Below are 14022 nucleotides of genomic sequence, written 5' to 3' on the forward strand. Positions count from 1 at the left end.
AGAAATGGTAAGCGCCTGAATTTATTGCGGTTCCATTACAAGGTTATGACCGAATCAGTGGATTCCGATGAAAAAGTGGCACTTTGCTTTGACTGGCGCGCGGTCTGCACCCGATTGCGTCCGGCACCTTTGGCGCGGTACAGCGCCTCGTCGGCCTGGCTGGCCATCATCAGGCTGTCGGAGTCATCGCACATTTCCACCACGCCGGCGCTGAAGGTGCACCACAGATCCTGCGGCTGCGCCGGGTAATGAATCTCGGCGAAGCGCTGACGAATCTCGTCGAGGACTTTATGCGCCGCGTCGATATCGGTGTCGGGCATGACAATGGCGAACTCTTCGCCGCCGTAACGACCGATGAAGTCGGTCTTGCGCAACCGCTGCTTGAGAAACAGCGCCAGGCTCTTGATCACACGGTCGCCCATGGGGTGGCCGTGGCTGTCGTTGACCCGTTTGAAGTGATCGATATCGAGCATGGCAAAGCTCAGCGGCTTGTTCTCGCGGCGGGCGCGGAACGAGCAGTCTTCGAGCAATTGCAGGATGTGCGTGTGGTTGTACAGGCCGGTGAGGCTGTCGCGGACCATCCGCGCTTTCAGGTTGCGTGCCCGCGCGGCGCGGTTGCGCACGGTGGTGATCAGGTGTCGCGGTTTGATCGGCTTGGTCAGGAAGTCATCGCCGCCCTCGCTCATGGCGTCGAGCTGCTTGTCCAGATCATCCTCGGCCGACAGGTAAATGATCGGCACGCTGACGTAGCGGTCGTTGTGACGGATGACTTTGGCCAGCTCGGTGCCGGTGCAGGCCGGCATGTACATGTCGAGGATGATCAGGTCCGGCTGGAAATCCGCCAGTTCGGCCATTGCCTGAATCGGTTCGATCAGGGTGCGGGTGACAATCCCGGCGCTGTTGAGCAGGCGCTCGGTGTGCAAGGCCTGGGCGCGCGAGTCGTCGATGATCAGCACTTTATAGGGCTCGTACTGAGCGACGCAGGTCAGCACTTCGATTTTTTCCAGCAAGCTCGAGGCTTCGAGCGTGCCGGTGAGGAATTCCTGGCCACCGGCGCGCACGGCGGCGAGGCGGGTCGGAGTGTCGGTTTCGTGCAGGCTGAAGAACAGCAGCGGCAGCGGTTCTTCGAGGCCGACCTGAGCTTCGGCGGCGAGTTTCAGGCCGATGCCGGGGCCACTGAAATCCACGTCCATGACAATCGCCGCGGGCAAGCGCTCGACCATCGACGAGCGAAACGCCGCGACACTGTCCAGTGCCTGCGCGCTGAGGCCAAAGAATTCGAGCTGCTTGGCCAGGCGTTCGGCGCGGTCGTGATCCTGCAACATTACGTAGATCGGCTTGCGCAGCGGCGGCAGGAACGTCTGGTCGAGCTGATCACCATGGCGCAGGCCGGTGCGCGACAGGCGCTGCATCAAACGATTGAGATCGGTGATCAGGCCGCTGCTGAGGCGTCCACGATTGGCATCCACCGCTTGCAGCGACTGGCTGATGTGATGCGCCAACTGAGTGTGTTCCGGCTGTTCGAAACGCTCGGCAAAACGCAGCAGACGCAGATTCGCCTCGCTCAGTTCGGCGAGATCGACGGTGGACCACTCACTGCGTTGCAGGCGCTGCCATATCTCAAGAATCTGACGTGCCTGATGAATTACCCGCTGGGCAAAGTGGTGCTTGAGACGCTCACGGCTGGGGTCTTCTGGCTCGGTCATATCCTGACTACTAGTTAGGGTGCATGCTGAGATCGACTGGTGGCTCTATGCTAGCACCTCTTTTCCCTTAGACGAGTGTCGTACGTCAATAATCTGCTGGACGACACGATTCAGTTTCTGACCGGGTGGTTTTCTCATGCACTTGCAGGTCAGTCAGATGGCCGAAATCCGGACGCTTGCCTTGAAGGGCAGGGCAGAACAGTCGGGAATTTGTACATCGCTGCTCGGGCCGAATCCAGATCAGAGTTCACTGCGTTGCTAGCGTTGCCGTATCAGGGAATCCCTTAGTGTGTCGCGAAGCGTCATCGGGCCGCACCATTTGCGGCTTATCGTTAGCGACGGGTGCCCGGCCTTGGCACGTTGTTGTATGGTTGTGGTCGAACCGTTGAACCCAAGTGATTGAAAGGATATCGCCATGCTGGACTGGAAAAACCGCGCGGGCAGCGCGCCTGAACGTGCCGCCGAGCCCAAGTCGGCCACCCGCAGCTATGTCGGCGGGCTGCTGTTCAGCCGGGCGCTGGCCACAGTGGTCGGTCTGTATTTGCTGGTCACCATCGCGCTGGGCTGGTACTGGAGCCAGGAACCGGAGCTGTTTCCGGTGGCGCAGAACGCCCAGGTTGCTGCCGAGAAAGAGGGCAAGCAAATGGTGGTCGGCTACACCACGGTCGAAACCCTGAAGACCGTTGCCGGCACCTTGCTCAACAAGCCGGGCGGTTACATTTCCAATGATCGTTTCCCGCCGGGCCTGTGGATGGACAACACGCCGAGCTGGGAATATGGCGTGCTGGTGCAGGTGCGTGACCTGACCCGCGCCCTGCGCAAGGATTTTGCCCGTTCGCAATCGCAGTCGGCCGAAGACGCCGATCTGGCCAAGGCCGAACCACGCTTCAACTTCGACAACAAGAGCTGGGTGCTGCCGTCCAGCGAGTCGGAATACCAGGAAGGCATCAACTCCCTGAGCCGTTATCAGTCGCGCTTGTCGGATCCGAATCAGAAAAACGCGCTGTTCTACGCCCGCGCCGACAACCTCAACAACTGGCTGGGCGATGTCGGTACCCGTCTCGGTTCGCTGTCGCAACGCCTGTCGGCCAGTGTCGGTCGGGTCAAGCTCAATACCGCGCTGAAGACCGAAGTTCCGGCAGTCGGCGAAGTGCCGCAGGTTGACGAAGAAGTCGTGGAAACCCCGTGGATGCAGATCGACAACGTGTTCTACGAAGCACGCGGTCAGGCCTGGGCACTGTCCCATCTGCTGCGCGCCATCGAAGTCGACTTCGCCGATGTGCTGGCGAAGAAGAACGCCACCGTCAGCGTGCGCCAGATCATCCGTGAGCTGGAGGCTTCGCAAGAGCCGGTGTGGAGTCCGATGATCCTCAATGGCAGCGGTTTCGGCGTATTGGCCAACCACTCGCTGGTCATGGCCAACTACATTTCCCGGGCCAACGCTGCGGTGATCGACTTGCGTCAACTGCTCAATCAGGGCTGATAGGTGAGCCAGAGCACAAGAGAGGCGGCCCACCGCGCCGCCTCGGACGCCGAACAGATCGCCTGGGTCGACGAGCAGGACAATTTGCTCGGCGCGCTGGTGCGCTCCGATTTGCGCGAGCGCGGGCTGATTGGCCGTGGCACCTACATCATGCTGTTCAATTCCGCCGGTGAGCTGTGCGTGCACCGGCGCACGTTGAGCAAGGCGATTTACCCCGGTTACTGGGATGTTGCCGCAGGCGGCATGGTCCAGGCTGACGAAAGCTACGCCGAGTCGGCGGCGCGCGAGCTTGCGGAAGAGCTGGGCGTCAGCGGCGTCGAACTCACCGCTCACGATCACTTCTACTTCGAAGACACCGGCAACCGTCTGTGGTGTTCGGCGTTTTCCGCCGTGTGGGACGGGCCGCTGAAATTGCAGCCGGAAGAAGTCCTCGAAGCGCGATTCATCCCCGTCGAACAGGTCATGCGCGAAATCAGCGAAAAGCCTTATTGCCCGGACTCTCTGGCCGCGCTGAAGCGCTATCTCAAGGCGCAGCAAAGCAACGTCGCAAAGAACACATGAATTGGCGCCGATTGGCACTTAGCAATCGCGATTTTTGCCGTTACACTGCGCGACCTTTTCAAACTGCACCGAACGCTTCCCAAAAAGCGCCGATGCAGTAGCGCTGCCCCTGCCTGAGTGGGGCTTCGCGGTCGCTGACCTTGCCCAAGGTTGCGATCAGTCTTTGTCCTCCCGAGAGGATTGCCGGTGGCCAAGAAAGCCGCATCCTTCGCCGCCCTGGGCGGCCTGGTATTTTCCACCGACGCAGGTCGTCATTGCCCGGAATGCAGCAAGCCGGTGGACGCCTGTATCTGCAAACAAACCGTGATCCCGGCCGGTGACGGCATTGCCCGCGTGCGTCGCGAAAGCAAAGGGCGTGGCGGCAAGACGGTGACCACCATCACCGGCGTGCCTCTGGCCGAAGACGCGCTCAAGGAGCTGGCGACGACGTTGAAGAAACGTTGTGGCACCGGCGGGGCGCTGAAGGACGGCATCATCGAAATCCAGGGCGATCACGTCGAGCTACTCTTGGCAGAGCTGATCAAGCACGGTTTCAAAGCGAAGAAATCCGGCGGCTAGCAGCCTCTGTGAAACCCTCCGGCGGCTTGATCCGGCTTCGAGTGTTCTCGGATCCGGCGTCGTCGCCATGGTTTTCACAGAGCCTGTTCATGACCGGTTTCTAAACTCCACGCAGTCAGTGCGGTCTACCGCCGCACTGACGAACCGTCATTTTCATTCTTTAGACTGCGCCGGCCTGAACGTCAGGCGACGCACTCTGACTTCTTTATAGGGGACTTCGATGTCCGTACGACGCACACGTAAAGACGATGGCAGCCAATGGACAGTTGCGGACAGCCGCAGCGTTTACGGGATTCGCCATTGGGGGGCCGGGTATTTCGCGATCAATGAAGCCGGTCGCGTCGAAGTACGTCCGAACGGCCCGAGCAGCTCGCCTATCGATCTGTTCGAACAAGTCGACCAACTGCGCAAGAGCGGTTTGTCCTTGCCGCTGCTGGTGCGGTTCCCCGACATCCTGCAAGACCGTGTCCGTCAGTTGACCGGCGCTTTCGATTCGAACATCGAGCGCCTGGAATACCAGAGCAAATACACCGCGCTGTACCCGATCAAGGTCAACCAGCAGGAAGCGGTGATCGAGAACATCATCGCCACCCAGAACGTTTCCATCGGTCTGGAAGCCGGCTCCAAGCCTGAGCTGCTGGCCGTGCTGGCGCTGGCGCCGAAGGGCGGCACCATCGTCTGCAACGGTTACAAGGACCGCGAGTTCATCCGGCTGGCGCTGATGGGCCAGAAGCTCGGCCATAACGTGTTCATCGTCATCGAGAAAGAATCCGAAGTCGGCCTGGTGATCGAAGAAGCCGCCTCGCTCAAGGTCAAGCCGCAGGTGGGCCTGCGCGTGCGCCTGTCGTCGCTGGCCTCGTCGAAATGGGCGGACACCGGTGGCGAGAAATCCAAATTCGGTCTGTCGGCGGCACAGCTGCTGTCGGTGGTCGAGCGTTTCCGTGGCGCCGGCCTGGATCAAGGCATCCGCCTGCTGCACTTCCACATGGGTTCGCAGATCGCCAACCTCGCTGACTATCAGCACGGCTTCAAGGAAGCGATCCGTTACTACGGCGAATTGCGCAACCTCGGTCTGCCGGTCGATCACATCGACGTCGGCGGCGGCCTCGGTGTCGACTACGACGGTACCCACTCGCGCAACGCCAGTTCGATCAACTACGACATGGACGATTACGCCGGTGTCGTGGTCGGCATGCTCAAGGAATTCTGCGACGCGCAGAGCCTGCCGCATCCGCACATCTTCTCCGAAAGCGGCCGCTCGCTGACGGCGCACCACGCAATGCTGGTGGTGCAGGTCACCGACGTCGAGAAACACAACGACGAAATCCCGCTGATCGAGAACAAGGAAAGCCTGCCGGAAACCGTGCAGTGGCTGGTCGATCTGCTCGGCCCGACCGACATCGAAATGGTCACCGAAACCTACTGGCGCGCCACCCACTACATGAGCGACGTGGCTGCGCAGTATGCCGACGGCAAGCTGACCCTGGCGGAAAAAGCCCTCGCCGAGCAGTGCTACTTCGCCGTGTGCCGTCGCCTGCACAACTCGCTGAAAGCGCGTCAGCGTTCGCACCGCCAGGTGCTCGACGAACTCAACGACAAGCTGGCCGACAAGTACATCTGCAACTTCTCGGTGTTCCAGAGCCTGCCGGACACCTGGGCGATCGATCAGGTGTTGCCGATCATCCCGCTGCATCGCCTCGACGAAGAGCCGCTGCGCCGCGCGGTGCTGCAGGATCTGACCTGCGACTCCGACGGCAAGATCAACCAGTACGTCGACGAGCAGAGCATCGAAACCAGCCTGCCGGTGCACGCGTTGAATGAAGGCGAAGATTACCTGCTGGGCGTGTTCCTGGTCGGCGCCTATCAGGAAATCCTCGGTGACATGCACAACCTGTTCGGTGACACCGATTCGGTGAACATCTACCAGAACGCCGATGGCAGCGTGTACCACGCCGGTATCGAGACCCACGACACCATCGAAGACATGCTGCGTTACGTGCACTTGTCGCCGGAAGAACTGATGACCCACTACCGCGACAAGTGCGCCAGTGCCCGCATCAGTGCCAGCGAGCGCACGCAGTTCCTCGATGCCTTGCGTCTGGGCCTGACCCGCTCTTCCTATCTGTCTTCCTGAGACCCGATAGCGTTCCGCCCGGGTTGTCCGATTTTTTTCCGCAAGCTGTGGAAAATTCGGACAACCCGGTGGGACATCTCCTGATTTTTTCCCGAAAACCTGTGCTATCACGGTCAGCAAACTCATCTGGTCTGCTTTTCGCGTAGGTCATTTCCTAAGTTGTACTTCGCCTCTCTACTCGGCCATGCCTCTCGGCGAGAATCCCCGGCCGCCCCTCCTGTAGAGATCCGCCCATGTTCGATCCAGTCAACGAGCCGTCGTTTCGTCTCGATGTAGCGGGCCTGTCCGACCCCTTCGAAGTTCTCGCCTTTACCGGAAGGGAAGCGCTCAGCGAACCCTTCGCCTTCGAGATCGATGTGGTGATCGACGATCCGCATCTGGATCTCGCCGGCCTGCTGCACCGTTCCGCGTTCCTGTGTTTCGGCGCGCCCGACCAGGGTGTGCACGGGCAATTGCACAGCCTCGTCCAGCACGAGCACGGCCATGGCTTGCGTTTGTGCCGAGTACGTCTCGGGCCGAGGCTCGACTGCCTCGACCTGCGTTTGAGCCAGCGCATCTTCAGCGGCCGCTGCGTGCCGCAGATCATCGAACAGGTGCTGCGCGAACATGGCATCGTCGGCCTGCAACGACGTTACGAGTTGCACAGCGACTACCCGGCCCGCACCTTCTGCACGCAATACCGCGAATCCGATCTGCAACTGCTCCAGCGCCTGTGCGCAGAGGCGCGCATTCACTATTACTTCGAACATCACCGCGACAGGCACTGCCTGGTGTTCGGCGACGATCCGACGCGGATGCCCCATGCAGACGTCGCGCACTATCAGGGCGAGCATGACCAGCATGGCGTCGCTCCAGCCGTCCGCCAATGGCGACTGCGGGAAGACTCGCAGGCCAGCCAGCGAGGCCCCGATGCCGAAGGCCACAGTGATCTGCCAGCCTTGCGCAGTGGTCAGTGGTTGCCGCTGGACGGCCATCCTTTCCTCGAATGCAACCGCCCATGGTTGCTGACCCGCATCGAGCATCGGGCCGATCAGTCTCTCGAATCGCCCTATTGCAATCGCCTGTTCGCGGCCGCGCGGGTACCCGTCTGTGTGCCCGCCGCTGCGCAGTCCAAGCAGCGCATGCACAGCTTGCAGCGAGCCTGGGTGGTCAGCGTCGATGAGCCGCAGCCGGATCGCTCGCGGCCGGTGGCGGTGCAATTCGACTGGCTGTATCAGGGCGAAGGCGCAGCGCCGAGCCATTGCTGGCTGCCCCTCGCGCCTGACCTGAACGAGCTGCCCGCGGCGGCACTCGCCGATGGCGTGGAAGTCGTGGTGAGTTTCCTCGAAGGCGATCCCGATCAGCCGGTGGTCAGTGGCGTTCTCCAGCCTCCGGCGCTGGCAGAGGAGGCGATCGAGGATGCCCAGCCATCACCGCTGCCCGAACTGCTGGTGAGCGATGGGTTGCAGCAATCGTTGCAGTCTGGCGAGCCGTTGCTGTTGCTGTGCCTGATGCCGGGCGGTGGCAGCTTCAACCACTGCGCCGAGTCCGTGTGCAGTTGCCGGCTGCTCACCGCGCTCGATCAGAGCAGCGCACGATGAGCGGCGCGGCGCTTGAGCCCATGGCGCAATGGCTGTTGCTCGACACCCCGGACGCGGCACGTGCCCTGCTGACCTTGCGCCAGGGCTTTGCCGATGTGCAGCGGCACCGGTTGTTCGACGGCACCGAATTTCAACCGGTCAGTGAGCACGGCCCGGTCCTCGTCGATTTGCGCGAGAGTCCGGCATTGACCGCCCTGTGTCTACGCGACCCGGACACCTGGCGCGGCCTGTTGCTGAGCTGCGAGATACCGGCGCAGCAGCTGCTCAGCCATTTGCAGCGCATGCTCACCGTCTCGTTCGGTTTGAATCATCGGGCCTTGCTCAGCTATTACAACCGCCAGACCGCCAGTTATTTCTTCGACGCCTGTGACGCCTCGCAGCTGAGTCGCTGGCTCGGGCCGATCCGCCAGTTGCGCTGGTTTGGCGGCACTTGGGCGGACCGCGCCATCGGCAGTCAGGGCTGGCAACAGCTGCGCAATCCCGGCCTGCTCGTCGAACCTTTGGGCATCGAAGAAAGCCTGACCCGGCGCCAGCGCGAACGCTTGCAAACCTGTCTGCTTGAGCAGCACATCTGGCGCTGGTGCCAGTCTCTGAGGGTTGATTACCAGACGATCGCTGTGCATGTGCAACAAGGTCTGGCGCTGGGTTTCAGCGATCGTGCCGTGCTGGATGGCTGGCTGTGGCTGCGCCTGCTCAATCCGCGCGCCGTGCTGGTCGTGCCGCCGGCCGGACTGACCCAGCCGGAACGGCTCGATTTTTTGCGTCGGCAGTGGGGCGCGGCGGACTGACTTTTCTGATCAGTGAGCCTTGCCGCTGAACCAGCCATCGCTGCGCTTGAGCCACAAGGCTTGCGCGCCAAGGGTCACGCTGCGCAAGACCATGAACAGCAGAAAAGATATCCACAGGCCGTGATTGCCCAGCGCTTGCAAGAACCAGGCGAATGGCAGGAGCAACAACACCGTCAGCAGCATGCCGTTGCGCATTTCCCGCGCGCGGGTAGCGCCGATGAACAGGCCGTCGAGCAGGTAACTCCACACCGCAATCAGCGGCAGCACGGCGAGGTAGGGCAGATAGATGAACGCCGTGTCGCGCACGCTCTGAATATCGGTCTGCATCTCGATGAACAGGTGCCCGGCCAGCAGAAACAGCACGGCAAACCCGAGGCTGGCAATCAGCGACCAGCCGCCGGCCACCACCAGCGATCGACGCAAGGCCAAGCGATCCCGCGCGCCAATGGCATGGCCGCACAAGGCTTCGACTGCGTGGGCCAGTCCGTCCAGTGCATGGGCTGTCAGCAGCAGGCCGTTGAGCAGCAGCGCATTGGCCGCCACAGTCGCATCGCCGAGCCGCGCGCCCTGTACGGTGATCAGGAAGAACACCGATTGCAGGGCGAGGCTGCGGATGAAAATGTCACGGTTGACCGCCAGCAGCGGGCGCCAACTCTGCCAGACTTTCAGCGCCGTCCAGATGATCTGCCCCGGATAGGCGCGCAACGCCGTGCGCGTCAGCCACAGGCCGAGCAGGGCGCCGCTCCATTCGGCGATTACCGAAGCGCGCGCCGAGCCGACCACGCCCCAGTCAAGGCCGATGACAAACCACAGATTGAGCACAATGTTGATCAGGTTGGTGCTCAGCAGAATCGCCAGCGGCGCCCGCGCGTTCTGCGTGCCGAGGAACCAGCCGACCAGCGCATACGTCGCCAGCGCTGCGGGCAAGCCGAACAGGCGGGTGTGGAAAAACTCCCGGGTCAGCTGATCCAGTTCAGCCGACGGTTGCATGAAGTGCAGGGCAACGCCGCTGAGCGGCACGCCAAGAGTGCCGAGCACGACGGCCAGCCCCATCGCCAGCAGCAGGCCCTGCAAGAGAATCTGCCGCAACGCCGCGCCATCGCTGCGCCCGGCAGCCTGCGCGGCAAAACCGGTGGTGCCCATGCGCAGAAAACCCATCGCCCAGGCGAGAAACGTGTACAGACTGGCGCCGACCGCCACCGCGCCGAGTTGATGGGCATGCGGCAGATGGCCGATGACAGTGCTGTCGACCAGCGCCACCAGCGGCACGGAGATGTTGGAAAGAATCATCGGCGCGGCGAGCGCCCAGACCTTGCGGTGAGTCGGGCGGTCGCGCCAGTCGGTAATCAGAGAGGACATGCAGGCTCCTTGGGGGAGCGGGGATTGTAGCGAGTCATGCCATTCAATGTGGGAGCGAGCCTGCTCGCGAAGACTGACCGACGGTGAAGATTTCGGCTGTGCCGGCCATTCGCGAGCAGGCTCGCTCCCACAGGGTGGCGGTGGTGTTAATGGATGATCCAGCTCAACAACCACAACCCCAGCAGCAACCAGATGATCCCGGCAATGATCGACGCGTTCATGAACGCCCGGATCGCCGACCACAGCAGCATCAGGCCAACAATCAGCGCGATGATGCTGATGATCGAAGTATCCATCCCCAGCGTCTGCGCCAGGCCATCGACAAAGTTGCTGCCGGCATTGCTGAGCATATTGAACAGGCCGCTGAGGCCGTCGACGATAAAACGGATGACCGAACCGAGTGCCTGGCCGAGCCATTCGAAAAAGCTTTCTACACGCATGTGTGCATCCCTGATGAAAGAGCTGAGCCTTGGGCCACGCCGAGGGCGGCCGAGTTCCCTGCATGATAGAAGGTTTGCCCGGATCATGTGTGGGAGCGAGCTTGCTCGCGAAGGCGGCGTGTCAGGCAAATCCGGTCTGGATGATCCACCGCCTTCGCGAGCAGGCTCGCCCCCACAATTGATCATCTGCGCTGCTTGCCTTCAGCCCGCATCCCCCCGAAGCTATGCGTCTTCAGGAGAGCCCGATGAACCTTGTTGAACTGACCGAACGCCTGCACGCCATTCGTGACCGCAATGACTGGCGGCAATTTCACAGCCCGAAAAATCTCGCCATGGCCGCCAGCGTAGAAATGGCCGAGCTGGTGGAAATCTTCCAGTGGCTGACGGAAGACCAGTCGCGCCAGTTGCCGGCGGACAAGCTCGCCCACGCCGGGCAGGAAGTCGGCGATATCGTCCTGTATCTGTTGCTGCTGTGCAGCGAACTGGGTCTGGACATGAATGAAGTGGTGCGCGCCAAGCTCGCCGACAGCGAACGGCGGTTCAGCTGATGAGCGACCGTCATTTCGACCAGTTGGCCACGCGCTTCGCCGAAAAAATCTACGGCGGCGCCAAAGGCGCGATTCGCCTCGCGGTATTACAGGCCGATCTGACCGAGGCCTTGCCGGATCGTCCGCTGCGCGTGCTGGATATCGGCGGGGGCCTGGGGCATATGTCGCTGTGGCTGGCCGAGCGCGGCCATGACGTCACCTTTACCGAGCCGGCCGAACCGATGCTCGAGGGTGCGCGCCAGCGTTTTGCCGAAGCCGGACACACCGCGACATTCATACAGGCGCCGTGGCAGGAACTGCCCGGTCAGCTCACCGAGCCCTACGATCTGGTGATCTGCCACGCCGTGCTGGAATGGCTCGCCGAACCCCATGCGATCCTGCCGGTGCTGCATCAACTGACCAAGCCCGGCGGCTGGCTGTCGCTGGCGTTCTACAACCGTGATGCGCTGATTTATCGCAATCTGCTCAAGGGCCATTTCAAGAAAATGCGCAAGAACGTCATGGCCGGCGAGAAGCAGAGCCTGACCCCGCAGCAGCCTCTCGACCCTCGGGAATTGGCAACGCAACTCGCGGGTATGTGGCAGGTCGAAAGTCAGAGCGGCGTACGGGTATTTCACGATTACATGCCGGTGGAATTCCAGGCCCGCGCCGAACTGGCGGACTTGCTGGAAATGGAACTCGCGCACCGTCGTCACCCAGGCTTCGCCGGGCTTGGGCGTTACTTGCACTGGATCTGCCGGCCGATCTGAGCGGAGCGCGACATGAAAGCTCGATGCGGGTTATTGCTGATAAGTCTGGGGTTGGCCGCTTGCCAGGGCAGCAACCCCTACGTTGCCCAGTCACGGCCGTTGCCGCCGGCACCGCCGCAAGCCGCCACCACCTTCGACCGCAGCGCCTACCCGGCGCCGCCGCGGGATTACGGACGCTACCGCAATTGGGCCTGGCGCAACGGGCAGTTGCCGCCGGGCACGGCGTGGGCCGATTCGGCGCAAGTGGCCGAGGCGGTCAGCAACGCCCTCGACCAACGCGGCTTGCGGCCGATGCGCGACAACCGCCCGGCTGACCTGCTGGTCAGCGCCGACCTGCGTCTGGAAACCCGTCTGCGCCAGGTCCGCGACGACTACGGCTACTACGGTGGATACGGCGGCTATGATCGTTATGGTCGCGGTTACGGCATGTACAACAGCGTGCCGATCGTGCGCACCTATCAGGAGCAGGTCGTGGTGGTGCGGGTCGATCTGTTCGATGCCGGCAACGGCCAACCGGTATGGAGCGCCAGCGCCGAGACCGGCACCCAGGGCAATCAGATCGAACGCGCCGATGCGATCCGCGAGGCTGTGGAAAAAGCCATGGCGGCGTATCCTCCCAGCTGACGTCGTGTCAGCAGGTTCATGCCTTCACCCGGAGAAAAATCATGTTCCGCCGTCTCGCTCTACTCGCTGTTGCCGCGCTGCTCAGTGCCTGCGCCGCCAATCAGGTCAATCACGATTTCGACGCCAGCCGCGACTTTGCCGCTTATCGCAGCTGGAGCTGGAAAGACCCGGCCCTGCAATATCGCCCCGATGATCCGCGCATCAAAAGCGACCTCACCGAACAGCGCATCCGCCAGGCGGTGTCCGATCAACTCGATCAGCGCGGTTTGCGCCCGGCTGCCGGCGGCGGCAAAGGTGATCTGAGCGTGCAGACCTACCTGATCGTCGAGGACCGGCAGCAGCAGGTGACAACCAACTACGGCGGCGGTTGGGGCGGCCCGTGGAACGGCTACTGGGGCGCACCGATGTACAACGAAACACGCAACATCACCTACAAGGTCGCGACCATTCAGATCGACCTGCTCGACGGCAAGGACGGCAAACTGGTCTGGCGCGGCAGCGATGAGCAAATGCTCAGCAACCGCCCGAATCCGGCTGACCGCAGCAATGCCATTCGCGAGACCGTCGCACGGATCCTGGCGAACTATCCACCGCGTTGAACCGCTCTGAACCGTTTCCTGTGGGAGCGAGCCTGCTCGCGAAGGCGGTGTGTCATTCAGCATTGAATCCTCTGGCACGACGCTTTCGCGAGCAGGCTCGCTCCCACAGTGGCGGTGGTGACTGGAATAGCGTGACGCCAGCACTCTCGACCGACCGCGTCTACACTCTTTTTCATTAACGGAGGTAGCGCTCGGCACTGCGCCGGCAAAGGAGTGCGCCATGTCGCCAGGATCGCAAGGCAACGGCCCGGCCCGGCAACGCGGGGCGATCGGCTTGATGGCGGCCGCCACCCTGAGTCTGGCGCTGGTGATGATGCTGCTGGTGGTCGACAGCGGTCGCTTGTACATGGAACAGCGCAAATTGCAGCGGGTGGTCGATACCGCCGCCCTCGAAGCGGTCAGTCGAGGCGGCAATTGCCTGCCCGGGCTGAGCGCCGCCAGTTATGCCGGGCAAAGTGCGCTGCGCAATGGCTACGTGGTGGATGCCGCCAATACGCTCGCGACCACCTGCGGCACACTGGCCACCGCTGCCAGCGGTATGCGCAATTTCACTGTCGATGCCTCGCAATCAAGCGCAGTCAAAGTCGCTGCCAGTCGCACGGTCACCAGCAGTTTTGCTGGCGGTGTGCAGGCGCTGTTCAGTGCCACGCCGGTCAGCCTCAACACCACACTCAATGCTTCGGCAGTCGCGGCCAAACCGCAGCCGACCGTCGCTCAACTGAATATTCGCAGCACCCTCGCCAGCATCGACACGGCGCAGTCGAACATTCTCAATCCGCTGTTTTCCGGGTTGCTCGGCGGCAACGTCAACCTCTCGGCGGTGGGCTGGGACGGCTTGCTGCACACCGATATCAACCTGCTCAAATACCTCGATCAACTGGCCATCGACCTCA

The 14022-nt window shown here is 62.2% G+C and carries 14 protein-coding genes; 11 read left to right on the forward strand and 3 right to left on the reverse strand.

Going from position 1 to position 14022, the window contains the following annotated elements:
- Positions 1 to 35: 35 nt before the first annotated feature.
- On the reverse strand, positions 36 to 1706 hold the full coding sequence (gene gcbA / locus V8J63_RS25060; RefSeq protein WP_016771860.1) for a diguanylate cyclase GcbA: 1671 nt from the start codon (positions 1704 to 1706) through the stop codon (positions 36 to 38).
- A 415-nt stretch (positions 1707 to 2121) separates the two neighbouring features.
- Here gcbA and V8J63_RS25065 point away from each other — a divergent pair, with 415 nt between their 5' ends.
- From V8J63_RS25065 to V8J63_RS25090, 6 genes are all read left to right on the forward strand, one after another.
- Positions 2122 to 3189: a DUF2333 family protein gene (locus V8J63_RS25065; RefSeq protein WP_016771859.1), complete on the forward strand. Its 1068-nt coding sequence runs from the start codon at positions 2122 to 2124 to the stop codon at positions 3187 to 3189.
- Between the two features lie 3 nt (positions 3190 to 3192).
- Positions 3193 to 3750 (forward strand): NUDIX hydrolase, encoded by a 558-nt coding sequence (locus V8J63_RS25070; protein WP_125926231.1) that lies wholly within the window; start codon positions 3193 to 3195, stop codon positions 3748 to 3750.
- A 186-nt stretch (positions 3751 to 3936) separates the two neighbouring features.
- Positions 3937 to 4308 (forward strand): translation initiation factor Sui1, encoded by a 372-nt coding sequence (locus V8J63_RS25075; protein WP_007914613.1) that lies wholly within the window; start codon positions 3937 to 3939, stop codon positions 4306 to 4308.
- Positions 4309 to 4528: 220 nt separating this feature from the next.
- Positions 4529 to 6442 carry an arginine decarboxylase gene (speA, locus tag V8J63_RS25080; RefSeq protein ID WP_016771856.1) on the forward strand — a complete coding sequence of 638 codons (1914 nt, stop codon included), beginning with the start codon at positions 4529 to 4531 and terminating at the stop codon, positions 6440 to 6442.
- 233 nt (positions 6443 to 6675) lie between these two features.
- The gene (locus V8J63_RS25085) at positions 6676 to 8022 is read left to right on the forward strand and encodes a type VI secretion system Vgr family protein (RefSeq protein WP_336464792.1); all 1347 of its coding nucleotides are present in this window, start codon (positions 6676 to 6678) and stop codon (positions 8020 to 8022) included.
- Positions 8019 to 8810: a DUF4123 domain-containing protein gene (locus V8J63_RS25090; protein WP_136492297.1), complete on the forward strand. Its 792-nt coding sequence runs from the start codon at positions 8019 to 8021 to the stop codon at positions 8808 to 8810. The genes V8J63_RS25085 and V8J63_RS25090 overlap by 4 nt, the downstream gene beginning before the upstream one ends.
- 9 nt (positions 8811 to 8819) lie before the next feature.
- On the opposite strand, the gene V8J63_RS25095 is transcribed toward V8J63_RS25090, so the two are convergent.
- Positions 8820 to 10169 (reverse strand): MATE family efflux transporter, encoded by a 1350-nt coding sequence (locus tag V8J63_RS25095; RefSeq protein WP_336464793.1) that lies wholly within the window; start codon positions 10167 to 10169, stop codon positions 8820 to 8822.
- A gap of 146 nt (positions 10170 to 10315) precedes the next feature.
- Positions 10316 to 10609 (reverse strand): hypothetical protein, encoded by a 294-nt coding sequence (locus V8J63_RS25100; RefSeq protein ID WP_016771853.1) that lies wholly within the window; start codon positions 10607 to 10609, stop codon positions 10316 to 10318.
- A 245-nt stretch (positions 10610 to 10854) separates the two neighbouring features.
- On the opposite strand from V8J63_RS25100, the gene V8J63_RS25105 reads away from it, so the two are divergent.
- From V8J63_RS25105 to V8J63_RS25125, 5 genes are all read left to right on the forward strand, one after another.
- Positions 10855 to 11157 carry a MazG-like family protein gene (locus V8J63_RS25105; protein ID WP_016771852.1) on the forward strand — a complete coding sequence of 101 codons (303 nt, stop codon included), beginning with the start codon at positions 10855 to 10857 and terminating at the stop codon, positions 11155 to 11157.
- Positions 11157 to 11906 carry a methyltransferase gene (locus V8J63_RS25110; RefSeq protein WP_024011431.1) on the forward strand — a complete coding sequence of 250 codons (750 nt, stop codon included), beginning with the start codon at positions 11157 to 11159 and terminating at the stop codon, positions 11904 to 11906. The genes V8J63_RS25105 and V8J63_RS25110 overlap by 1 nt, the downstream gene beginning before the upstream one ends.
- A 12-nt stretch (positions 11907 to 11918) precedes the next feature.
- Positions 11919 to 12530: a DUF4136 domain-containing protein gene (locus V8J63_RS25115; RefSeq protein ID WP_056787719.1), complete on the forward strand. Its 612-nt coding sequence runs from the start codon at positions 11919 to 11921 to the stop codon at positions 12528 to 12530.
- 41 nt (positions 12531 to 12571) lie between these two features.
- A complete protein-coding gene (locus V8J63_RS25120) occupies positions 12572 to 13129 on the forward strand; it encodes a DUF4136 domain-containing protein (RefSeq protein ID WP_041480657.1) in 558 nt (185 codons plus the stop codon).
- A 220-nt stretch (positions 13130 to 13349) separates the two neighbouring features.
- Positions 13350 to 14022 (forward strand): pilus assembly protein TadG-related protein (locus tag V8J63_RS25125; protein ID WP_336464794.1); only part of this gene is annotated, 673 nt, incomplete at its 3' end.

Origin of the sequence: Pseudomonas sp. CCNWLW23 (assembly GCF_037095675.1) — a bacterium.
GTDB lineage: Bacteria > Pseudomonadota > Gammaproteobacteria > Pseudomonadales > Pseudomonadaceae > Aquipseudomonas > Aquipseudomonas atacamensis.